Source organism: Anoxybacillus sp. J5B_2022 (assembly GCF_026847645.1).
In the GTDB taxonomy this organism is placed as follows: domain Bacteria; phylum Bacillota; class Bacilli; order Bacillales; family Anoxybacillaceae; genus Anoxybacteroides.
Genome location: NZ_JAPSMC010000018.1, coordinates 1 through 24,592 on the forward strand (window position 1 = coordinate 1; position 24,592 = coordinate 24,592).

General features: G+C 44.3%; 18 protein-coding genes and 1 riboswitch. Of the genes, 7 read left to right on the forward strand and 11 right to left on the reverse strand.

Going from position 1 to position 24,592, the window contains the following annotated elements; translation table 11 throughout:
- The first annotated feature begins 78 nt into the window (after positions 1-78).
- Entirely contained in the window at positions 79-477 is a 399-nt protein-coding gene (locus tag M4I42_RS07110) for a DUF5412 domain-containing protein (RefSeq protein WP_268851513.1), read from the forward strand.
- Between the two features lie 421 nt (positions 478-898).
- On the opposite strand, the gene M4I42_RS07115 is transcribed toward M4I42_RS07110, so the two are convergent.
- The 3 genes from M4I42_RS07115 to M4I42_RS07125 all read right to left on the reverse strand — a co-directional run bounded on the left by M4I42_RS07115 (position 899) and on the right by M4I42_RS07125 (position 4,518).
- Positions 899-2,560 (reverse strand): methyl-accepting chemotaxis protein, encoded by a 1,662-nt coding sequence (locus M4I42_RS07115; RefSeq protein ID WP_268851514.1) that lies wholly within the window; start codon positions 2,558-2,560, stop codon positions 899-901.
- Between the two features lie 14 nt (positions 2,561-2,574).
- The gene (locus M4I42_RS07120; protein ID WP_268851515.1) at positions 2,575-3,552 is read right to left on the reverse strand and encodes a BMP family lipoprotein; all 978 of its coding nucleotides are present in this window, start codon (positions 3,550-3,552) and stop codon (positions 2,575-2,577) included.
- 108 nt (positions 3,553-3,660) lie between these two features.
- A complete protein-coding gene (locus M4I42_RS07125) occupies positions 3,661-4,518 on the reverse strand; it encodes a CvfB family protein (RefSeq protein WP_442864080.1) in 858 nt (285 codons plus the stop codon).
- A gap of 84 nt (positions 4,519-4,602) precedes the next feature.
- Between M4I42_RS07125 and M4I42_RS07130 the strand changes: the two genes are divergently transcribed.
- The 3 genes from M4I42_RS07130 (at position 4,603) to metH (ending at position 10,617) form a co-directional block, all read left to right on the forward strand.
- On the forward strand, positions 4,603-5,094 hold the full coding sequence (locus M4I42_RS07130; RefSeq protein WP_004891900.1) for a YajQ family cyclic di-GMP-binding protein: 492 nt from the start codon (positions 4,603-4,605) through the stop codon (positions 5,092-5,094).
- A gap of 102 nt (positions 5,095-5,196) precedes the next feature.
- Positions 5,197-5,299: riboswitch (SAM riboswitch) on the forward strand.
- Positions 5,300-5,363: 64 nt separating this feature from the next.
- Positions 5,364-7,214, forward strand: coding sequence for a bifunctional homocysteine S-methyltransferase/methylenetetrahydrofolate reductase (locus tag M4I42_RS07135; RefSeq protein WP_268851516.1), 1,851 nt, complete (start codon positions 5,364-5,366; stop codon positions 7,212-7,214).
- Complete coding sequence (gene metH / locus M4I42_RS07140; protein WP_268851517.1) at positions 7,207-10,617, forward strand: methionine synthase; 3,411 nt, start codon at positions 7,207-7,209, stop codon at positions 10,615-10,617. The genes M4I42_RS07135 and metH overlap by 8 nt, the downstream gene beginning before the upstream one ends.
- 27 nt (positions 10,618-10,644) lie before the next feature.
- On the opposite strand, the gene M4I42_RS07145 is transcribed toward metH, so the two are convergent.
- Positions 10,645-10,803, reverse strand: coding sequence for a hypothetical protein (locus M4I42_RS07145; RefSeq protein WP_268851554.1), 159 nt, complete (start codon positions 10,801-10,803; stop codon positions 10,645-10,647).
- 119 nt (positions 10,804-10,922) lie between these two features.
- Here M4I42_RS07145 and M4I42_RS07150 point away from each other — a divergent pair, with 119 nt between their 5' ends.
- Both M4I42_RS07150 and yunB read left to right on the forward strand, forming a co-directional pair.
- Positions 10,923-11,786: an SDR family oxidoreductase gene (locus tag M4I42_RS07150; RefSeq protein WP_268851518.1), complete on the forward strand. Its 864-nt coding sequence runs from the start codon at positions 10,923-10,925 to the stop codon at positions 11,784-11,786.
- A 268-nt stretch (positions 11,787-12,054) separates the two neighbouring features.
- Positions 12,055-12,822, forward strand: a complete 768-nt coding sequence (gene yunB / locus M4I42_RS07155) for a sporulation protein YunB (protein WP_268851519.1) — start codon at positions 12,055-12,057, stop codon at positions 12,820-12,822.
- Between the two features lie 49 nt (positions 12,823-12,871).
- Here yunB and M4I42_RS07160 read toward each other — a convergent pair whose 3' ends face one another.
- The 6 genes from M4I42_RS07160 to M4I42_RS07185 form a co-directional block, all read right to left on the reverse strand.
- Positions 12,872-13,897: a LacI family DNA-binding transcriptional regulator gene (locus M4I42_RS07160; protein WP_268851520.1), complete on the reverse strand. Its 1,026-nt coding sequence runs from the start codon at positions 13,895-13,897 to the stop codon at positions 12,872-12,874.
- 12 nt (positions 13,898-13,909) lie between these two features.
- Entirely contained in the window at positions 13,910-16,273 is a 2,364-nt protein-coding gene (locus tag M4I42_RS07165) for a glycoside hydrolase family 31 protein (RefSeq protein ID WP_268851521.1), read from the reverse strand.
- 12 nt (positions 16,274-16,285) lie between these two features.
- Entirely contained in the window at positions 16,286-17,818 is a 1,533-nt protein-coding gene (locus M4I42_RS07170; RefSeq protein ID WP_268851522.1) for an alpha-amylase family glycosyl hydrolase, read from the reverse strand.
- 96 nt (positions 17,819-17,914) lie between these two features.
- Positions 17,915-18,757, reverse strand: coding sequence for a sugar ABC transporter permease (locus M4I42_RS07175; RefSeq protein ID WP_268851523.1), 843 nt, complete (start codon positions 18,755-18,757; stop codon positions 17,915-17,917).
- A gap of 1 nt (position 18,758) precedes the next feature.
- Positions 18,759-20,042, reverse strand: coding sequence for a carbohydrate ABC transporter permease (locus M4I42_RS07180; protein WP_268851524.1), 1,284 nt, complete (start codon positions 20,040-20,042; stop codon positions 18,759-18,761).
- A 110-nt stretch (positions 20,043-20,152) separates the two neighbouring features.
- Positions 20,153-21,448 carry an extracellular solute-binding protein gene (locus M4I42_RS07185; protein WP_268851525.1) on the reverse strand — a complete coding sequence of 432 codons (1,296 nt, stop codon included), beginning with the start codon at positions 21,446-21,448 and terminating at the stop codon, positions 20,153-20,155.
- 327 nt (positions 21,449-21,775) lie between these two features.
- On the opposite strand from M4I42_RS07185, the gene M4I42_RS07190 reads away from it, so the two are divergent.
- A complete protein-coding gene (locus M4I42_RS07190; protein WP_268851550.1) occupies positions 21,776-23,545 on the forward strand; it encodes an alpha-glycosidase in 1,770 nt (589 codons plus the stop codon).
- Positions 23,546-23,718: 173 nt separating this feature from the next.
- Here M4I42_RS07190 and M4I42_RS07195 read toward each other — a convergent pair whose 3' ends face one another.
- Positions 23,719-24,576: a helix-turn-helix domain-containing protein gene (locus tag M4I42_RS07195; protein WP_268851526.1), complete on the reverse strand. Its 858-nt coding sequence runs from the start codon at positions 24,574-24,576 to the stop codon at positions 23,719-23,721.
- Between the last annotated feature and the right edge of the window lie 16 nt (positions 24,577-24,592).

The window sequence follows — 24,592 nt, forward strand, 5'->3', positions numbered from 1 at the left end:
TTATATTTATTTTAATATTTTTCAATATTTGTTATAATGATGGTTGCAAAGATAATTTTTAAATAATAAGGGGTTTATATGGAAAATAAAAATGAAGATTTGATAATTAAGAAAACTAAACAAAATACTTTAGCTGGCTGCCTTATTGTTTTATTAGTATTAGCCGGTATTGTTTCCTATTTTATTTACCATTTTATGTTTTCTATGTCTAATTTACCAAAAGGTGAATTTATTAGTAAATTTGATTCCCCTAATAAAACATACACTATTGAAATATATAGAGTAGATAGTGGCGCCACTACTTCGTATTCTATTAGGGGTGAACTTGTTAATAATAAAAGTAATAAGAGAAAAAATATTTATTGGGCGTATAAAATCGATAAAGCTATTGTAGAATGGGAAAGTAACTATGTAGTTGTAATTAATGGGGAAAGGCTAGATGTTAGAAAAGATGTGTATGATTGGAGAAGGAAGTAAATACTATGTATTATCACGCGTGTTGATTAACCAGTAATATCCATAAACATCATAGAAAAAAGAGCACCTTTCCTGTAGAATGTAAGTAGCTACACAAACAAACTCAGGAGGTGCTCTCCATGAACAAGCATACCACACTCCCAAATTTGATGCAAAAAATTGTTTCTGATAGATTGAGTCAAGAGTTTGTGGGAGTTTTTTTGATATTCCGATTATCTGGATATATTTGATTGGAATAACCTAGTTTTTGTAAGCATTTTCTAATTCTCTCATCCTGTTTTCGTTCCCTTTTTTCCCTTTTTTAAAAACCTTTCAATGCCTTCAACGCTTCATAAATAGGCGTTCCACACGACTGTTGGAGATAGCGAATATTGCCGCGTACCACTTCCGCCACCTTTGCTTCTACCTTCTTGGTTCCTTTCTATCGAAATTTATCCGTCTGAAACTTCTCCATCACCGCTTGTAGTTCATCGGTCAATTGCCGCATCATTGTCACTTTTTCTGCCATATTTTCAAACGCGGTAAGCTGTTCAGACATGGAAGCCGCAATTTCTTCGCTGCCAGCTGCTGATTCTTCTACAACCGCACTAATGCTCTCGACGTTTTGCAACACTTGCTCGCCTAGCTGCTTCGATGCCGCTACCGCTGTCACCAATGAATGAATATCGCTCGAAATACCAGCAACTTTCGTTTCAATTTCAGCAAACGCCGAAGCGGTCGCCTCAAGCGACTGCGATTGCTGCTCCGCAATTTTCACTCCTTGCGCCACAGCAGAAGATACAGATACGACACCGTGCTTAATCTGGGAAACGGTCGCAAAAATTTGCTTCGTCGCCTGCCCGGATTGTTCCGCCAATTTGCGCACTTCTTCCGCAACGACCGCAAATCCTTTTCCTGCTTCCCCTGCTCGCGCTGCCTCAATTGCCGCATTTAACGCCAGCAAATTCGTCTGCTCCGCAATGTCCGCTACAGCCTTGGCCATTTGCTCGATGTTTGCAGCATATCTTGTAAACTCATTCGTTGCCTTCTCAATTAACGCAGTTGCCTCAGCGTTATCACGAATACATTTCCCTTGCTGTTCAATCGCCATCTGCCCGTTACGAATCGCCTCAACTGCCATCTCGCTATATTGTGCCGTTTGCTCCGTCCTTTCCACTGTTTGTGCAAACGTCTCATCCATCTTTTCAATGAGTAGTACGGCTTGTTGCAATTCTTCCGAAATGCTTTGCGCACCGGATGATAGTTCGTTAGTTGATACAGCCACTTGGCGATTAATTTCCGTTAACATTTGATTTTCTTTTTCAATTTCTTTCGCAAACGTTTCAACCTGCTTGCTGGCAGCGTCGACCGAATGAAGCAATCGCTGAAGTTCATCGACCATCGTATTGAACGCTGCGCTCAGTTCGCCAATTTCATCGTGATGCTTGTATGAAACGCGCTCCACCAGCAAATTGCCGCCCGCAATCTCTTTCGCATTGCTTGCTAGGAGCTCCATCGGCTTCGTAATGGAGCGGGTTAATCTTAAGCTGCTTCCTCCAGATAATAACAAGAGCACGAAGCTGCCGATGATTGCTGTCCAAACAACAAAACGAATTTGCGTCTGTAAATCCCGCTGCAGTTGGTTATAAAAATCGTTTGTGTACAACTGCAAAACATGCAAATCGTTAATCGCTCCTTCAATTCGTATCGCTTGTCGTCTCGTTTCGGATGCATCGCGGCTCTCCAGCGCTGCGAAAGAACGGGTATGTACATCCGCAAACTTTTGTTTCGCATTTTCTAACAAAACGCGGAACTCTTTTTGCTTTAAGATCTTGTCGAGTTTCTGTAGCAACTGTTCCGTTTCGTTGACTTGAGCGGTTACATCTTGCTTATTCCCCTCTGTCATATTATAGGCAAAGTTATTCAAGCTTTGTTTCGTCGCTTTCATGTTTGCTTGCGCTTGCTGCACCGTCAACAACATCGGAACAACATCTTTATTCATCGCTTGAATTGACAACATGTTCACAATAATAAATCCCATTATGCCCATCGATAGTAAAATAGAAATAATCGAATGAAGCCAGAGTTTTTTTCGAAGCGTCATCATAATCCCCTTTTCTATTCATTCGTTGTGACTTCGCCATTTTCAATTTTTTCTTTCCATTGCTCGACCAGTTTTTGCTGCGGTTCGCTCCATGGCACAACACGAATCGGCGCAAGACCAACCCCGTTTTCTTTCAATCCAAGTTGAACCGTTCCGCTTTCTAACTTTCCTTTCTCTACATATTGTTTTAAAACAGTGAATAACGCCACATCCACATTTTTGACCATCGATGTGACAACGGCTTTTTCCGCGTAAAAATATTGGTCGCTATCTACGCCAATAGCATAAACACCGTGCACTTCTGCTTCTTTTAGTGCACCAACTCCCGTAAACCCTGCCGCTGTATATACTATATCGCACCCTTTCGCAAACATTCCTTTTGCAATATTGGCTCCGAGTTTGTCATTCCCAAAATCGCCGGCATACACCACTTCGACAGCAGCGGCCGGTTTTAGCGCATGTACCCCTTTTTCAAACCCAACGGCAAATTTACGAATAAGCGGTACATCTGCCCCGCCGATAAATCCGATTTTATTCGTTTTTGTCGTCATCGCCGCGACAACCCCAGCAAGGAAGCTTCCTTCATCTTCTTTGAACGTAATGGATGTGACGTTTTTCAAATTCGACACAGAGTCAATTAAAATAAATTTTTGCTTCGGATATCGTTTCGCCACCTTTTCCAAATCTTGCTGCACCATAAATCCAAGCCCGATAACGATATCATTCCCTTCTTTCACTAACTCCTCTAACCCTTGTTCATACGTTTTCGTTTCATGCAATTCCCGGTAGTCAAAAATGATACCTAATTCGTCACGCGCTTTTATTAATCCGCGAAAAGCAGAGTCGCTAAACGATTGATCGCCAAGTCCGACGTCAGACAACATAATCCCGACTTTTATCCGTTTTTTCGTTTTCACACTCTCCTGTGCCGAACAACCGGCAAAAAGGCTTACAACCATGATCATTGCCATGATAAGACGGAATCGTTTCATCAGCCTCGTCCTTTCAATATAAATATGTCCACTATTTTTATCGGTCATTTAGCAAAATATTTTTAGTTTTTCAAGAAAAAAAACGGAGCCTTGTTTGCTCCGCTTTATTCACTCTTCTTCTTTTACGATATATGTCCATCCGTTTTCTTGATATACTTTTTTCGCTTTCATTAGACGGCCTAACGCTCGTTTGAAGGCTGCTTTGCTCATGTGGAAGCGCGCTTTGATATCGACTGGGTCGCTTTTATCATGATACGGCATCGCTCCACCTCGGCTTTCTAAATAACGGTAAATCATGTCCGCATCTTCATCTAAACTTTCGTGTTTACGCGGAAGAAGCGACACGTTCACCGTCCCGTCTTCTTTCACGCCGATCACCCGTCCTTCGACGACTTCGCCAAGGCGCGGTTCTGTGCGGCGTTGCGATTCATGAATAAATCCGATATAGCCAACGTCAGAAATCATAAACGCCCCCGCTTTTATTAAACGATACACGCGGCCACGAATATTTTGATTAAACGCAGACTCCGTCGCTCTCACCGCTAGTTGCTTCATCACCTCATCTGTCGCTAGTTGTGCCAGCAGCCGTCCGCGCTTATCTGTTTTTAACGAACAATATAATTGATCTCCACGCTTTGGCCATAGCTCCGGAAGCGGCGGCAAATCATCGATCGATACGAGTACATCTTTCGAAATACCGATGTCGACAAACACACCAAGTTTCGGCACTATATCGACTACCTCGACCCAATCGTATGTATCGTTCGTAATTTTCGGCGTTTTCGTCGTGGCACATAGCCGCCCTTGATGGTCGTGGTACAAAAAGACCGTCACTTCTTCATCTACTGTAAGTGCATGTTCTGTTTCGCTCTTATGAAGCAACACTTCTTCCGTACCATCTGTCAAAAAATACCCAAACGGCACTTCTCGTTTTACTGTTAATGTCATCATTTCTCCAGCTATCATGGTGGCATCTTCCTTTTTATTGTTTCTCACGCTACATTTTACTATAATAAAAACAAAATGACCAAATCTTGTTGGAGGTAATATATGTCGAAAGAAAGTTCATTTGATATCGTATCCAAAGTAGACCTTTCTGAAGTCACCAATGCGGTAAATATTGCGTTAAAAGAAATTCAAAACCGCTATGACTTCAAAGGCAGCAAAAGCGACATTTCGCTCGAAAAAGATGAGCTCATTTTAATTTCCGATGACGAGTTTAAACTTGAACAATTAAAAGACGTATTAATTGGTAAACTTATCAAGCGCGGTGTTCCGACGAAAAACATTCAATACGGGAAAATCGAGCCCGCCTCTGGCGGAACGGTGCGCCAACGTGCGAAACTCGTCCAAGGCATTGACAAAGACAACGCAAAAAAAATTAACACCATCATTAAAAACACAGGCCTAAAAGTAAAAAGCCAAATTCAAGAAGATCAAATTCGCGTCAGCGGCAAAAGCAAAGACGACTTGCAAAAAGTAATCGCCGCCATCCGCGAAGCCGACTTGCCAATTGATGTGCAATTTGTAAACTATCGCTAAGAAGGCGTTATGCCTTCTTTTCTTTTTCAAAAAAGAATAGTTGAATATTTCAAAAAAATCCGTTACATTTATATATAAATATTTTTTACAACCGCATACGCAATCTTATCGAGAGAGGGGGAGGGACTGGCCCGGTGAACCCTCAGCAACCTGACGCATGTCAAGGTGCTAATTCCAGACAAGCGATCCGCTTGAAAGATAAGAAGAAGAAAAAGAAAAGTCTTCTTCTTCGAAGGCTTTTTTATTTTATAAGAAACGGGGGAACGCACGTGGGTCTTTTAGAAGACGTCAAGAACCGAATCGTCCTCGCCGATGGAGCGATGGGAACGTTATTATACTCGCACGGCATCGATCGTTGCTTTGAAGAATTAAATCTATCAAAACCGGAGGAAATCGTTCATATTCACGAAGCTTATATCGCTGCCGGCGCGGAAGTCATTCAAACGAATACGTACGGCGCCAATTATGTCAAGCTCGCTCGCTACGGGCTACAAGATGACGTCCAAGCAATTAACCGCGCCGCTGTCCAGCTCGCTAAACAAGCAGCAATGGGACGCGCCTACGTCCTCGGAACGATCGGGGGCTTGCGCAGCATTAACAAAAGCGCCATTACTCTTGAAGAAATAAAGCGCACATTCCGTGAGCAATTATACGTCCTTTTGCACGAAGATGTTGACGGATTGCTTTTAGAAACGTATTACGATTTAGAAGAATTAAAAACGGTGCTAGCCATTGCCCGAAAAGAAACAGATAAACCGATCATCGCCCACGTCACCTTGCACGACGTCGGCATTTTACAAGACGGCACCCCACTAAGCGAAGCATTAACACAGCTTGAACAGCTTGGGGCTGATATCGTCGGGCTTAACTGCCATCTCGGCCCGTATCATATGATTCGCTCGCTTGAAGAAGTGCCGTTGCCAAATCAAGCGTTCCTTTCTGCCTATCCGAACGCAAGCCTCCCTGATTATCGCGACGGCCGACTCGTCTATGAAACAAACGCGGATTATTTTAAAGAAACCGCGTTAGCGTTTCGCGACCAAGGCGTTCGCTTAATCGGAGGCTGCTGCGGAACGACGCCAAAACATATTGAAGCAATGGCAAAAGCGTTAGTCGACCGGACACCTGTCCAACAAAAACACGTCAAACAGCGGACGCTCAGTATTTCCGTTCCAGCGCCATCAGAGCAAACGGAACCGCCGTTGCCAGACATCGTGCGCAAGCGCCGATCCGTCATCGTGGAGCTTGATCCGCCCAAAAAGCTAGGCATCACGAAATTTTTAGAAGGGGCACAAGCGCTCAAAGAAGCGAACATCGATGCGTTGACGCTCGCCGATAATTCATTAGCGACTCCGCGCATTAGCAACGTCGCCCTTGGTACGATCGTCAAACAACAAATCGGCGTTCGCCCACTCATTCATATTACGTGCCGCGACCGCAATTTAATCGGCTTGCAGTCGCATCTCATGGGCTTGCATACGCTCGGCATCACCGATGTGCTCGCCGTCACGGGCGATCCTTCAAAAATCGGTGATTTTCCTGGCGCAACGTCCGTCTATGATTTGTCATCGTTCGATTTAATTCAGCTCATTCGCCAGTTTAACGAAGGCTTATCGTATTCCGGACAGCCGCTCGGGCAAAAAACAAAGTTCTCCATCGCGGCCGCCTTTAATCCAAACGTGCGGCATTTAGACAAAGCGGTGCAACGGCTTGAGAAAAAGATTCAATGTGGCGCGCATTATTTTATTACGCAGCCGCTCTATTCAGAAAAACAAATCGAAGCCGTATATGAAGCAACGAAACATTTAAATACACCAATTTATATCGGCATTATGCCGCTGACAAGCGCGCGCAACGCCGAATTCCTTCACCATGAAGTGCCGGGCATCACGTTATCGGACAACATTCGCGCCCGGATGGCCGCTTGTGCCAACGATCCGATTCAATCAACAAAAGAAGGAATCGCTATCGCTAAATCATTGATCGATGCTGCCTTTGATCTATTTAACGGCATTTACTTAATTACGCCGTTTTTACGCTACGAAATGACCGTCGAGCTCGCTCAATACGTCCACCAAAAAGAGCAGGCGGCAAAAGAAAGGAAGGTGCTTCATGGCTAACCAACAGCTATACGAACAACTACAAAAGAAAATTTTAATTATTGACGGAGCAATGGGAACGATGATTCAAAGCGCCGGATTAACAGCTGCTGATTTCGGCGGCGAGGAATACGAAGGATGCAACGAGTATTTGTCGCTTACCGCTCCACACGTGATCGAACGCATTCACGAAGCTTATTTAGAAGCAGGGGCAGACATTGTCGAAACGAATACATTTGGCGCTACGAACATCGTTCTCGATGAATACGGCCTCGGTCATTTGGCGCTTGAACTGAACATTCAAGCAGCAAAATTAGCTAAACAAGCTGCCGAAAAATACTCAACCTCCACTTGGCCGCGCTTTGTCGCCGGCTCAATGGGACCGACGACAAAAACATTATCGGTCACTGGCGGCACGACGTTTGCGCAACTCGTTGCCGCTTATGAAGAACAGGCGCGCGGACTGCTGATCGGCGGCGTCGACCTGCTTCTTTTAGAAACGTGCCAAGATACGTTAAACGTCAAAGCCGGATTTATCGGTATTTCCGAAGCGTTTAAAAAGCTTGGAAAACGCGTGCCAATTATGATTTCCGGAACGATTGAGCCGATGGGAACGACGCTAGCCGGACAAACGATCGAGTCGTTTTTTATCTCCGTCCAACATATGAAACCGTTCGCGGTCGGATTGAACTGTGCGACCGGCCCGGAATTTATGACCGATCATTTGCGCTCGCTTGCCCAGTTAGCCAACACCGCCGTCAGCTGTTATCCGAACGCCGGCCTTCCGGATGAAGAAGGGCATTACCACGAAACGCCGGAGATGCTTGCGAAAAAAATCCAGCGCTTTGCCGAAAAAGGTTGGATTAACATCGTTGGCGGCTGTTGCGGAACGACGCCCGATCATATTCGCGCCATCGCCGAAGCGGTCCGTGATCTTCCACCTCGGGAAATTCCGGCATCGTTTGACATGCACGCCGTTTCCGGAATCGACCCGCTCCTTTATGATGAAACGATGCGGCCGCTTTTTGTCGGTGAACGGACGAACGTCATCGGTTCGCGTAAATTTAAGCGGCTCATCGCTGAAGGAAAATATGAAGAAGCGGCGGAAATCGCCCGCGCACAAGTGAAAAATGGCGCGCACGTCATCGACATTTGCTTAGCCGATCCGGACCGCGACGAAAAAGAAGACATGGAACAATTCATCCAGCAAGTCGTCAAAAAAGTAAAAGTGCCGCTTGTGATCGACTCCACCGATGAGAAAGTGATCGAATGTGCTCTTTCCTACTCACAAGGAAAAGCGATTATTAACTCGATTAACTTAGAAGACGGCGAAGAGCGGTTTGAAAAAATTGTCCCGCTTATTCACAAATACGGCGCTGCGGTCGTTGTCGGCACGATCGATGAACAAGGAATGGCGGTTCATGCCGAACGAAAACTCGAAATCGCCTTGCGCTCATACGATTTGCTCGTCAACAAATACGGCTTATCGCCGCACGACATCATTTTTGACCCGCTTGTGTTTCCGGTCGGCACAGGCGATGAACAATATATCGGCGCCGCCAAAGAAACGATTGAAGGCATCCGTCTCATTAAAGAACGGCTTCCGCACTGTTTAACGATGCTCGGTATCAGCAACGTTTCATTCGGCTTGCCGCCGGTCGGACGCGAAATTTTAAACTCCGTCTTTTTGTATCATTGCACACAAGCCGGACTCGATTATGCGATTGTCAATACGGAAAAATTAGAACGGTTTGCTTCCATTCCAGAAGAAGAAGTAAAAATGGCCGAAGCACTTCTATTCCACACAAACGACGAAACGTTGAACACGTTCATTCAATTTTATCGTGACAAAACGAAAGAAACGAAAAAAGCGAACGAAAACTTAACGCTGGAAGAGCGGCTTGCAAACTATGTCGTCGAAGGCACAAAAGAAGGATTGTTTGCCGATTTAGAATTGGCGCTACAAACGTACAAAAGCCCGCTTGATATCATTAACGGGCCGCTCATGGCCGGCATGGATGAAGTCGGGCGATTGTTTAATGATAACCAGCTGATCGTAGCCGAAGTATTGCAAAGCGCAGAAGTGATGAAAGCAGCCGTCGCTTTTCTAGAGCCACATATGGAAAAAACGGAAACAAGTACAAAAGGAAAAGTGATACTAGCAACAGTCAAAGGCGATGTTCATGACATCGGCAAAAACTTAGTCGACATCATTTTAAGCAACAACGGCTTTCACGTCGTCGATTTAGGCATTAAAGTAACGCCACAGCAGCTCATTGAAGCGGTGCGGGCCGAACAGCCGGACATGATCGGATTATCCGGGCTTCTCGTCAAATCGGCGCAGCAAATGGTGCTCACCGCCCAAGATTTAAAGCAGGCGGGCATTTCGCTGCCGATTTTGGTGGGCGGCGCGGCGCTGTCACGGAAGTTTACGGAAAATAAAATTGCGCCTGAATATGACGGCATTGTGCTCTATGCGAAAGATGCGATGGACGGATTGGCGCTGGCAAATCGTCTACAACAAAACGAAATAGAATATGAACGAAAAGAAAGAAGCAGCCCTATATCAAAACAAACGACGCTAACAGCTACGCTCGTTCGCTCGAACGTTTCTACCACCGTTCCTGTTTTTGTGCCGACTGATCTAGAGCGCCATGTGTTAAAAGACGTACCGCTTGCCCATATCGAGCCGTACATTAACTGGCAAATGCTGCTCGGTCACCATCTCGGCTTAAAAGGAAACGTGAAAAAACTGCTTGCGGAGCAAGACGAGAAAGCGGTCATGCTGAAACAACTTTTAGATGATCTTCTTTCGGAAGCAAAACGGCAACAGTGGATCACGCCAGCGGTTGTATATCAATTTTTTCCAGCTCAAAGCGATGGCAACAAAATCTACATTTATTCTCCAGCGGACAACAAAACGATCATTGAAACGTTCGAGTTTCCGCGGCAGCCGAAAGAGCCATACCTTTGTTTGGCAGACTATTTAAAATCCGTCGACAGCGGCCAAATCGATTATGTCGGCCTATTTGCCGTCACCGCAGGAAAAGGAATTCGCGAACTCGCACAGCGTTGGAAAGAAAGCGGTCAGTTTTTGAAAAGCCACGCGATTCAAGCGTTGGCGCTTGAAGTTGCCGAAGGATTGGCCGAGCGCACGCACCAGGTAATGCGCGACCGCTGGGGCTTCCCAGACGATCCGGACTTTACAATGGAGGAGCGTTTTGCGGCAAAATATCAAGGGCAGCGCTTCTCATTCGGCTATCCAGCTTGCCCAAATTTAGAAGATCAAGAAAAACTATTCCGTCTCTTGCATCCTGAAGAAATTGGCATTCATTTAACGGAAGGATTTATGATGGAGCCGGAAGCATCCGTATCCGCGATCGTTTTCGCTCATCCGGAAGCGCGATATTTCAATGTATTGTGAAAAAGCTGACCCGATGCGGTCAGCTTTTTACGTGCCTTTGATCGATGTCCCATATTTTTGATGAATATGTCCCTCACTCGCTTGCTTTCGAATCTGATCCCATTTTCTTGCGCTTTTAATGCTTTTTGGCGGCATACTGCCAAATAACAATAACAACGGATGCTTTCTTTTCAACTTTACCATCACATCCTTTTTTCACCTTATATTACCTCACATTATAACATATCCAATTTTGAAGCACTTCAAATATTTTTTTTACATTGTTCCATACTAACGATGAAATAACGATTCGAGGAGGAATGACCATGGTCACAAAACAACAGGCAACGCTGCCGCCGCAGCATCAAAACCGTCAGCCGGGCTTGCAGACGGAAATGAACCCGCAGCCGATTTCTGAGGATCCGAGTTATCGCGGCAGTGGGAAACTAAAAGATAAAGTTGCGCTCATTAGCGGTGGTGACAGCGGCATCGGCCGCGCTATTGCTATTTACTTTGCTAAAGAAGGGGCGGACGTCGCAATTATTTATTTGAATGAACACGAAGACGCGGAAGAAACGAAACGGCAAGTCGAACAAGAGGGGCGGCAATGCCTGCTCATCGCTGGAGATGTCGGTGACGAGCATTTTTGTAAAGAAGCGGTCAAACAAACGGTTCAGACGTTTCGTAAACTTGATATCGTTGTCAATAACGCAGCGGAGCAACATCCGCAAAACAGCTTACTTAACATTACATCGCAACAATTAGAAAAAACGTTCCGCACGAACGTTTTTGGCTACTTCTATTTAACAAAAGCCGCGCTCCCTTATTTAAAAGAAGGCAGTTCGATTATTAACACCGCTTCGATCACCGCTTATGAAGGTCATGAACAGCTGCTTGATTATTCCGCGACAAAAGGAGCGATTGTGACGTTTACACGGTCATTGGCCAAGTCGCTTGTTCAGCAGAACATTCGCGTGAACGGCGTTGCCCCCGGCCCGATTTGGACGCCGCTCATTCCATCAACGTTTTCGCGCGAACAAGTAGCAACGTTCGGTTCCAATACGCCGATGAAACGACCGGGTCAACCAGAAGAAGTCGCGCCAAGCTACGTTTTTTTAGCGAGCGATGACGCTTCTTACATCACAGGGCAAGTGATTCATGTCAACGGTGGAAAAATTGTGAATGGATAGAGGAAGAATTTTTAACAAATTCGCACATTTAATGTTAGGTTTTCTAACATTTTTCTTGATTTTTTGTCAACAAACCGATTATGATGAGAATGTGCATTGTTTCATATTCGACCTTTTGAACGCAAACAAAAGGTCTCCCTCTCTTCCCTTTGAACTTGCAACAGCTGTTGCAAGTTTTTTTATTTATAAAAAGAAAATAGTGGTGGCAGCGAATACGTTCTACTACATGAGTTATAAACATATGTTGATATAAAGGGAGGGTTTCTCTGTGTTTAAAAATAAAAAAATATGGGGGAAACGTGGTCCGCTACCATTTAAACATGCGTTTTTACTATCATTTGTAATTTTTATGATTATAACATCCCAAAGCTTATGGCTTACGAATACACTTATTGAACCAACTTTACTTAGTATAGCTAAAACAAAAACTCGCCAAATGGTATATCAAGCTATTGATAATGCCATTTCAAAGGAAATTGTAGAGAACATGGATATTAGGAAGTTAATCATTATTCATGAAAACAATAAAGGGGAAGCTATAGGTTATAGCTTTAATCCTCAAATATATAATCGTCTTCTTGCAGAGACAAATATGAGAATACAACAGTACTTAAACTACATTGAAACTGGTGAATTAGAAAGGCTAGAATCCTTTGAGATGAATGATATACATGTTGATTATGATCAAACGAAAAAGCAAAGGGGAATTGTTTATTATATTCCACTAGGTATGGCTACAGGCAATGCTCTTCTCGCAAATTTAGGTCCAAAATTGCCGGTTCGATTTGAAATGATCGGAGATACGAATTCTGATATCGAAACAAAGGTAAAAGAATTCGGAATCAATAATACGTATCTTGAAGTTTACCTAAATATTCGTGTTCGGATGAATCTTATCGTTCCTTTTTCAGATATGACTATGAAAATATCCCATTCAATGAAAATAGCTGACTTATTTTTGCAAGGAAAAGTCCCACGGTATTATAACGGATCAGGTAGCACGAATGAGGGAATTGATATCCCCCCGCTCGATTAAAAAATTTTTTCTTTCAACGAAAAGACCACACGCGCGTGGTCTTCTCGTTTTACTTTCGCACATAATCGCATGAGAACCGTTTTACGAGCTTGTGAGGAATAATGATTCGTTTCACCGGTTCGTTCGGATTGGCCACTTTTTCGATTAAGTTTTTCGCCGCTTCGTAACCGAGCTGGAAAATGTGGATATCGACCGATGTTAATGGCGGGCGCGACATTTCCGCAAGCAACGTGTTGTTAAAGCTGACGAGCGAAATATCGTCTGGAACGCGTAAATTCATTTCATCAAGCAATTTTAATACGTCAAGCGCTATTAAATCGTCAACAACCACTAAAGCGGTCGGCGGTTCGTCGAGCGAAAGCAAGTTTCGCATTCCTTCTTGGTTCGCTTTTTGCAAAAACTCTTCATAAATCACATATTCCAGACGATAAGAAAGCCCTGCCTCTTCGAGTGCTTCTTTATAACCTAATAGCCGATCTGCCGTCACTAAATACGTTTCATTCCCTCCGACGAACGCAATTCGTTCATGTCCAAGCTCGATTAAATGTTGCGTCGCTTCTTTTCCGATCCGGTAGTTGTCGTTGTCTACGTGCGTAATTTGTTCCGCTCGTTGATGCGGCTTTCCGATCACGACAAACGGAAAATCGTGTCGCAGCAAATATTTCATCAATTTATCGTTCACACGCGAATAGAGCAAAATCACGCCGTCCACGCGGCGGCCTTGCAACATTTCAATGACTTCTTCATAAATTTCATCCTCTTTTTCCCCTGTTGACATTTGCAGCGCATATTTTTTTTCATGCGCTGCTTTGCTAATGCCGCGAATCACTTCTGGGAAAAACGGATGCTGTAACGCCTGATCAGCCGAGCTTGGCATGACGATCCCGATCACTTGTGATGTTTGGCTAGCTAGGCTGCGGGCAATAAAGTTAGGATGATAACCTAACTCTTTCATCGCTTCCCGCACTTTCCGTTTCGTTTTTTCACTAATGCGCGGACTATCTGCAATGACCCTAGAAACGGTCGAAGGAGCAACATTCGCTCGTTTCGCAACATCTTTAATCGTCACATTCATTGTATCCCTCCTTTACTCGTTTTTGATCCATAATATGCTCCGCTCGCGATCCCACGTTCCTTGCTGCTCATTTCCGTTCAGCATTACTTTCGTCTGCTCTGTTGCTCCGTGGATCGCCAACGACCATGTCCAGCTTGGTTCATATGTTCCTTCCGTTTTCGTCACCAGTTGAACGGTATGCTCGCTGTACTCCATCTCGAGGTGCATGCGGAAATACTGTCCTTTTTCGTAAGCGAATGTCTGACCGTCATCGTCGTACAGCGTATACATCGCTTTGCCTTCATCGGCTTTATATAGGTGAATGAAGCGCTGTTCATCGGGGCTGTCGGTAGAACGGCGGACGTTGCCGAGCGCGATGGCGGAACCTTGTTTCACAAAAATCGGTAACGTTTCTAAATCGGCATGAACGAGGTGATGACGTTCCCCTTCCAATACCTCGTCCGTCCAATAATTGACCCATTTCCCTTTTGGCAAATAGACAACTCGGTGCATCGTCTTCGGCGTCATGATCGGTGCGATGAGCACGTTATCTCCCACAAGAAATTCATCCGACAAATGGTATGTGTTTTCATCATTCGGGTATTCGAATACGAGCGGCCGCATCACTGGTGCCCCAGTTTCATGCGCTTCTGCAAATAACGTATACAAATGCGGCAACCATTCATAGCGCATTTGTATATATTTTTTAATAATGCGCTCATACGTTTCACCGAATGCCCACGGTTCTTGACGGCGGAACCCGATGGCGCAATGGTTGCGAAAATATGGCATAAACGCTCCCACTTGCGTCCAGCGCGTCAAAAGTTCTCCATTTGTATGATGGGCAAAACCGCCGACGTCCGGCCCGCAAAACGCCACACCAGATAATCCTAAATTCATGCACATCGGCAGCGACATTTGCAAATGCTCCCAAAAGCTACGATTATCCCCCGTCCAAACGGCTGCATAACGCTGAATGCCGGAAAAGCCTGCACGCGTCAACAAAAACGGCCGTTTTCCGTTTAACAGCTTTTTCATTCCTTTATACGTCGCTTCTCCCATCATCAAGCCGTACACGTTATGAAGTTCGCGATGTGTTTTCCACTCCCCATCATAATCGTGCATGACCGTCACATCCATCGTTTTCGTTTCATTAAATACCGATGGCTCATTCATATCGTTCCAAATGCCTTCGATGCCTAAATCCGTATAAAATTGATGATTCCCCCCCCACCATCTGCGCACTTTTTTATTCATAAAATCCGGAAACGCGCTTTTTCCCGGCCACACTTCACCAAAGAAAATGTTCCCCTCCATGTATTTACAGAAATAATCACGGCGAACGCCTTCTCGGTACACGTGATATTCCGGATCGGCTTTTACCCCTGGATCGACAATCGGTACAACGTGAACACCTTCTTCTCTCAAGTCGTGGATAAGCTGTTTCGGATTAGGAAAACGGTTTCGATCAAAGGTAAATACACGGTAGCCGTCCATATAATGAATGTCTAAATAAATGGCGTCGAGCGGAATGTCTTTTTCTCGGAACGTTTGCATCAATTCTCTCACTTCTTGTTCCGTTTCATAGCTATAGCGCGATTGATGATACCCGAGCGCCCATTTCGGCGGAATCGGCATCCGCCCCGTCAAATCCGTATATTGCTCGAGCACGTCTTTCGGAGCCGGACCGGCCAAAATGTAATAGTCAATAGCTCCTCCTTCTGCGGAAAAACAATATTCGTCATCGGCCGTTTGAAAATCAAACGTTGTTTTATGTGTGTTGTCAAAAAACAAGCCGTGTGCATATCCGTTTCTTACCGTCATAAAATATGGATGCGACTGGTAAAGCGGATCCGTTTCTGGATTGTGCGGCGCATACACATCCGTATTCCACATCGTCATCTTTTCGCCGCGCTTATCAAGAAATCCCGTTTTCTCACCAAAGCCGTAAAAATGATCGGCTTCATCCATCCGTTTATAACAATAGACATGTCCTCGATGCGTAAACGCCATTCCTCTTTCGCCTTCTGCGACAAGGAGGCGCCCTGCATCATCATAAACAAAGACACGGAACGGACGCTTTTGCAGCACGACGGTCAATTTCGTTGATGTGAGCGTAACGGCTTCATCTGTTTCGCGCGCTGCAACTTCCACTTTTTCTGGCTGTTTGATAACCGCAACGCTTGTTTTTAAACTTGTTTCTCCAAAAGGATGAAAAACGACACGAACTACATCCTCACGATAAAAACGAATTTTGACAACACCTGTATCGCATGAAAAAGAAAAAACATGTTTTTCCCGCAAAAAAGCAAGCATATTTCCGATATCGATCAAGCGTCCTTCATTCGTTCCATCATTTTGTTCTGGCAAAATCGCAAAACTTGTATCTTCAAGCATCTGCTCCGCCTCCTACGTCGTCTGTTTCGACCGCTTTTTTGCATAATATAAAAACCAGCCAAATAACACGTAAATCGCTATTAACATGACAATAAACGGAATATTCAGCCCTGTCTTTTTCGCAACCACATAAATTTCGGCAGTTTCTCGATTCAAAATCACATCATATCCGTTTTGATCACTCCGAACTAAATCATCGGCAAGCAGCCCTCGGAGCTCTTTTCCAGGTTCAAGTTGGTCGTTTGTCAAATGGACCTTTTGCGTTTTTCCTGTATTGTTAATAGCGATGACCGCGGTTTCTCCTTTATATGTCCGTTTAAAGACCGCCATTCCGTTTTTCTCATAAAGCAACGTAAAATCACCGCGCCGCAATGACGGAAGCTGTTTTCGCAATTCCCCTAACTTCTTAATGTAATCCACAATTTCTTGATCCGTACGGAAATTCATTAGTCGGCGATTATCTGGATCTTTTCCACCGTCTAGCGCAATTTCCGTTCCATAATACATGATCGGTATGCCCGGTGCCGAAAACAAATACGTTAATCCGAGCTTGATTCTCGTAATCGGATTTTGTTTATTTTCTAAAGCCAATCTCGTAAAACGAACCGTATCATGATTGTCTAAAAACGTCCCGAGCAAATACGGGCGATCGTAAAACGTTCGGTCATATTCCCACACATCGTAAAGCGGTCGTAACGATTGATCGCGCTTTGTCAACGTATTCGTGATTGCATTGTAAAGCGGATAATCGACGAATCCGTCGATTCCGTATTTTCCGTAATCGGCAATGTAGCGCGGATCGTCATGCCACACTTCGCCAAGCAGGAAAAAGTCTTTTTTGACCGATTTGACTTCTTTCGAAAACTCTTGCCAAAACGATTTTGGAACATGCTTGACTGTGTCAAGGCGATAGCCATCGATGTCTGTTTCCTTAATCCACCATTTGGCGGCATCGATTAAATAACGTTTCACTTCCGGATTTTCTTGCGCTAAGTCCGGCAGACCAAACAGCCAGCCGTTTTCTACTTCGGTTTGATCGGTCCAGTTGAAAATGTCTTTTTTCTCATGAAACCAATCTTTTTTCGTTGGATCGTTCAGCCATGGATGATGAGGCCCTGTATGGTTGACAACAAAATCTAAAATGACTTTCATATCTCGTTTATGCGCTTCTTTCACTAGCGTTTTTAAATCGCTTAGCGTGCCAAAATGCGGGTCGACTTTATAAAAATCAGAAATCCAATAGCCGTGATAGCCGCCCGGTTCATTTTGAAAAATCGGGGTTAGCCAAACTGTGGTAAACCCCATTGCTTTTATGTAGTCAAGCTTATCGATGATCCCTTGCAAATCGCCGCCGTGATACGCTTTCGGATCGTTAATGTTTACGTCCGCGTCGTTTTGCGGATTGCCGTTATTGAAGCGGTCGACCATGATAAAGTAAATACTTTCATCTTGCCACGTTCGCTCATCAGTTGGTGCTGCTTGCGTCGGCATCGCCGCAACCACTAGGAGAAGCGCAAGCAAAATCGAAAAAAACGTCCGTTTCATCATTTTCCCACTCCCATTCATTCCACTTCTACTGTTTAAATATAGCTCGAAATAACGCGAAAGGAAAGAACCTGAGCGATTCTTTCCTTTCTTCTCTCATCCTTTTGTCCCCCCTGCAGTTAAGCCTGATACAAAATATTTTTGGAATGAAAGGAAGAGAATAGCGATTGGTACGGCAATAAGTACCGAACCTGCGGCAAATGTCGTAAACTCGTTACCAAACTGTTTTGCCACTAAATCGTACAGCCCGACCGCCAGCGTATATTTTTCTTTACTGCGAAGTAAGACACTCGCTAAAATAAAATCACCGAACGGCGCGATGAAAGTAAAGAGCGCAATGACAGCGATGATCGGCTTCGCTAGCGGCATAATAATTTGAAAGAAAATGCGCAAATGCCCTGCTCCGTCGATGCGTGCCGACTCATCCAATTCTTTCGGAATCGTGTCTAAATACCCTTTCATCAGCCACGTATTCATTGGAATAGCCCCGCCGACGTACACAAGAATCAATCCTAAGTGCGTATCGATTAATTTAGTGAGCAATCCAAGCACATAAATCGCAATTAATGCGGCAAAGTTCGGAATCATTTGCAAAATTAAAAACGTCATCAAACCGTTTTGCCGTCCAATAAAACGATAACGAGAAAATGAATAGGCCGTTAAACTGACTAAAATGACGGAAAAAATCATCGTGAGTGTTGAAATTTTGAGCGAGTTCGCGTACCAAATTAAATAATCACTTTTCGACGTATCAAACAACTCTTTATAATGAGCGAGCGTCGCATGATCCGGGATCATCTTCGAGCCGGACAGGCTTTGGCCTGGGTTAAACGATGAGCCGACAACCCAAAGAAGCGGATACACAATGATGACCGTCATCGCCAAAATGACGAGATACGACAACGTTAAGCGGATGATTTTTTGCCTTTTCATATTCATGTTACATCATATCCTCTTCTTTAAATGATTTTGTTTTTCTGAATTGCCATAGCGCTACGGATACAACGACAAGCGATAAAAGCAATGTAATCGCCGCTGCTTTGGAGTATTGCGCAGACGTCATCGTTAAACGGTAAATCCATGAAATTAAAATATCGGTTGCCCCAGCGTTTTGTCCAGAGACAGCTGGACCGCCACCGTTAAATAAGTAAATAATGTTAAAGTTATTGAAGTTAAACGTATATTGCGTAATCAAAATTGGTGCGACCGCGTACAACACGAGCGGAAGCGTAATTTTCGTAAACTTTTGCCACGCCGTAGCACCGTCCACGATTGCCGCTTCGTACAATTCATCCGGAATCGCTTGTAACACTCCGGTCGTCATTGCAAAAATAAAAGGGAAACCGAGCCACGACTGAATGAAAATGAGCGCAACTTTCGTCCAAAATGGATCTGTCATCCAATCAATGGGACCGATGCCAAGCGACGCTAAAATCGTTTTATTAATGACCCCGAACGATTCATTAAACATGCCGGAAAAGACAAGGATAGATACAAACGCTGGCACGGCCCAAGGCAAAATGAAAATCGTTCGAATGGCCGCTTTTCCTTTTAAATCTTTTTGATTGACGATAATCGCCAAGAAAATGCCAATAGCAATTTGCAACGTCGTTGCTCCAAACGTCCAAACGATCGTCCACGCTAAAACGTTAATAAACGTTTTCCGCCAAAGATCGAGTTTGACTAAATCAATAAAGTTTTGCAAGCCAACCCAATCTACTAATTTTGCTGGCGGTGAATGATATAAATCGTAGTTTGTAAACGCCAACAACACAACGAAAATAATCGGGAAAATGACAACAAACACAAGGAGAATAAATCCTGGTGACACCATTAAATATGGAAACCCGCTATCGACGAGCGTATGGTATTGCTCACGCAACGAGTTGGTTTTAAGCCCTAAATCACGCTTTTGTCCATTTTTGTACGCATCGTACAAATTAAAAGCGTAAAACCCAAGGCCGAACACTAAAACAATCGCAGCTAAAATGCCTTCTACGAGCAAAAAAATCGAATGATCGCGCCCGATGACTTCTCCTAGTGTCACAAGCCCCCATAAACCTATATCAAGCAAATCTGCAAACACGATATAATAGGAAACTGCTAAAATAAGAAAAAGAACGCCTTTGACATATTGGCGGTTGTATAGTTGGCCAAGACCAGGCACAACGGATAGACCGAGCGCGATCTTCCGATGGCTGGAGCGATACACTGATGTTTCCATTGTTCTGTCTCCTTTCTCAAACATCGCGAGGAGCTCCGATTGATTGTGAACCTATAAACAAACGGTCAAAAGCGGAAGCAGTACCTCGAACAAGAGGTACCGCCTGCTCTTTACTTGCTTGGATGGTTTGTTTCAATGTTCGTTTTGATCGTTTTCACTGCTTCATCCAGCGCTTTCTTCGGCTCTGTTTTTTGGTTTGCGACAAGCTGAAGCGCTGTTGCCATCGGTCCCCACACTTCCGCCATTTCCGGAATGTTTGGCATTGGAACGGCATATTGCGATTGAATTGCTACTGCTTTTGCTCCTTCATCGTTCGCAATTAACGGATCGTTAATTAACGATTTCACCGGCGGAATTTCTCTTGTCAACTCAAAGCGTTTTTTCGCATTCTCTTCATTCGTGAGGAATTCAATTAATTTCGTTGCCCACTCTGGGTTTTTCGAGAAGGCAGATACGTGCCATCCTTTTACACCCATAAACGTTTTGACATGTTCGCCGTTCGGCAATGTCGGCATTGGCGCTACACCGATGTCGATTCCGGCATCACGCATGCCTTGGAACGCCCACGGACCGTTCATGACAGACGCAACTTTTCCTTCGTTAAACAAGCCGTCCATCGTCGAACCGCCGTTTTCACCAATAATTCCTTTCGGGAACAACTCTTTGTACCATTTTTGGATGTACTCTGTACCTTTTACTGCCCCTTCGTTATTTAAACCAATGTCATTACGATCTAATGTACCGTTGTTATCTTTGAACACATAACCGCCCATACCAGCGATAATACCGTGCGCAAAGTAAAAGTTATCCCAAAGCGCCAAGAAACCGTACTTGTCTCCTTTTGTAAAGTCTTTCGAAAACTGATACAACTCATCCATCGTTGCCGGCGCTTTGTCCATTAGCTTTTTATTATAAATAAATACAGGCGTTTCTACTGCTTTTGGCAAACCGTAAAGTTTTCCGTTATAAGTTTCCGCTTTCAGCGATGACTCTGTAAACGTATCCAATACCGATTGATCTACGTTAATTTCGCGAATGAGCCCTTCAGTCACAAGCTGACCGACTTGATCGTGCGGCACAGTGATGACGTCCGGTCCTGTTCCCGCTGGTCCGTCTAAGCGAAGTTGATCGCGCTGCTTCGTGGCCATTTCGACTTCTTTGTACTCTACTTTAATGCCATACTTTTGTTCAAACGCCTTAATCGCCGGCTCCAACGCCACACCGCGCTTGACGTCCTCCCAAACCACGAGTTTTTCCGGCTTCGGCGGCATTCCGTTTTCTGCTGTAGCTGCTTTCTTTTCTCCTTCATTGTTTTTTGTCTGCGTTGCTTCCTTGCCAGGACCGCAACCAGCCAGCACTCCGGTCATTAAAGCAAGTGACGAGAAAATAGATACTGCTTTTTTCATTTCGACCCCTCCTAATTGTAAACATAATAGATTACAAGCGCTTTCACAATTTCACAGATGAGTTTGATTGTGAAAACGATTGCGCAACTCTTATCACTAATTATACAACCATTTGCCCATTTGACAACCATTTTTTTTAATTTTTTGTTCATTTTTTCTGAACATTTTCTGAACATATGTTGACTTTTTTACTACAATCCTTTATTCTAAGCATAAAATCCCTTATACATTTTTTGGATGTGCATCTATCTAATCTTTGGAATAATAGTAAAAATAACAATCATTCAAAGCGCAATCGATTGCACTATCATTAAGGAGTTGAGAATGATGCTGAAAGAAGCGGTTTACCACCGTCCAACCGATCATTTCGCCTACGCTTACGACGACAAAACATTGCACATCCGGTTGCGGACAAAAAAAGATGATGTTCAATCGGTGTATCTTCTACATGGAGATCCCTACGTCTGGAAAGATGGCCAGTGGCAGTTTACGAAAAAACAAATGACAAAAAGCGGTTCTGATTCGTCGTTTGATTACTGGTTTATCGCCATTGCGCCGCCATATCGTCGTCTCCGCTACGGCTTTGAATTGCTCGCTGGAGAAGAAAGATGGATCTATACGGAAAAAGGGTTTTTCAATGAAGCTCCTGCTGATGACATCGCTTATTATTTCTGCTTCCCGTTTTTAAATAAAATCGATGTCTTTCAGGCGCCGGAATGGGTGAAAGATACGGTTTGGTATCAAATCTTCCCTGAACGGTTCGCAAACGGCAACGAGTCTCTCAATCCACCCGGAACACTTCCATGGGATAGTGCCGACCCAACACCGACAAGCTTTTTTGGCGGAGATTTTGAAGGGATTATTCAGCGTCTTGATTATTTAGTGGAGTTGGGAATTAACGGCATTTACTTTACCCCTATTTTTAAAGCGCCGTCCAACCATAAATACGATACGATTGACTATTTTGAAATCGACCCGCAATTTGGCGACAAACAGACGTTTAAGCAACTCGTCGATCGTTGCCATCAAAAAGGCATTCGCGTCATGCTCGATGCGGTATTTAATCATAGCGGATATTTTTTCGCTCCGTTTCAAGATGTGCTCAAGCATGGAGAAAAGTCGAAATATAAAGATTGGTTCCATATTCGCGAGTTCCCATTACAAACTGAACCGCTGCCGAACTACGATACATTTGCCTTCGTGCCAACCATGCCGAAATTAAATACGGAAAATCGAGAAGTCAAACAATATTTATTAGATGTGGCGACGTATTGGATTCGCGAATTTGATATTGACGGCTGGCGTTTAGATGTCGCAAATGAAGTCGATCATCAATTTTGGCGCGAGTTTCGTCAGGCGGTGAAATCGATCAAACCGGATGTGTACATTCTCGGCGAAATTTGGCACGATGCAATGCCATGGCTAAGAGGTGATCAATTCGATGCGGTAATGAACTACCCGTTTACGAACGGCGTATTGCGTTATTTCGCCAAAAATGAGATCACAGCAAGCAAATTTGCCCACACGATCACGAACGTGCTTCATTCATATCCGAACAACGTGAATGAAGCGGCTTTTAATTTACTTGGCAGCCACGACACGCCGCGCATTTTAACGGAATGCAGTGAAAATAAGGAAAAAGTGAAGCTGATGTTCACCTTCCAACTTTCGTTCACAGGCACTCCGTGCATTTATTATGGCGATGAAATTGGACTAACTGGCGGACAAGACCCGCTTTGCCGCAAGTGCATGGTATGGGAGGAAGAAAAGCAAGACCGCGAGTTATTCGCCCACGTCCAAAAATTGATTTCGTTGCGCCGCACGTATCGCTCTTTTTCACGAGGCGAGCTGCGCTTTATTGAAGCGAACGACGAAACAAACCATCTCGTCTATACTAAAACATATGAACAAGAAACGATTGTATTCCTGCTCAATAATAGCGACCGAAAACTCGACATCACGTTGCCGCTTTCCCTAAAAGGAAAAAGGCTCACCGACCTATGGACGAACGAGCAGTTCGCTGCGGAAGCAGATCAGTTAAAAGCAACACTCCCGCCATACGGCTTTCTCATTCTCTTGATCGAGCAATGGAAATAAGCGAGGGAAACCCTCGCTTATTTTTGTTGTCCAATCAATCGCCTCCACTTTTCGATGATGTCTAGCTACGAACTAACATCCTCCTCCGCGTTTGCTTCCTCCGTCGAAGCAAAAAGCGCTTCTCGTCGGAAGAACGTTTGGCTTCGAGAGCTGAACAGTTGCCTCCGCTTTTCTTATGTTCGGTGGACGGTGCGACGGTATTCTGTTGGCGTAATTCCTTCGATTTTTTTAAATAGACGCGAGAAATAGGCGCCATCTTCAAATCCAACTTGCTTCGCGATCGCATCGACGGTATCGTTCGTTTCCGCCAGCCTTTTTTTCGCTTTGGCGAGCCGATAATAGTGTACATACTGAATAGCGCTCATCCCTAGCGTTTTTTGCATGCAGCGCGTAATATAATCTGGATGAAAACGTAACGCCTGAGCAAGCATTTTCATGTCAAACGGCTCGCGATAATGCTCTTGAATATATCGAACCGCTTCGGCACTCACGTTTTCGGATGCTATCGGAATATAGAGCGCCTGCTTTTGCAGCTGCAAAAGAAATTCCGAAAAATAAAGCTGCTGTTTTAGAGGGCTGTCAGGCGCACTATATTCATTCAAGTCGACAATATGTTCTAATAGTTGCTCAATCCGCTCTCTTTGCTTCACGTTACCGTGCTGCGGAACATAAAACACATATTGTGCTGCTTCGACATACGTCGCCTCCCGCTGAATAAGATCGTGCCAGCTCACCTCTTCTTTTTCGACCAGTTGATATTGTTCAATCGTAAAATGAAGCCAAATAAATGACGTATCTTCCGTACACTCGCGGTTTCCATAATGCTCTCGTCCAGGAACTAAAATGACATACTCCCCCGCTCTAACTTCGAAAAAAGTCTCCTCTTCCGCCATATATAAACATCCTTTTTTCACATACAGCAAATCAAACACCGTAAACGTCCGCCGAAAATGTTTTTTTCCTTTCGCGAATACCGCTTCTCCCCCTTTAATAAACGTTGGAAACGGCGGCACAGAAAACATAACATGCATCCATAACCCTCACTTT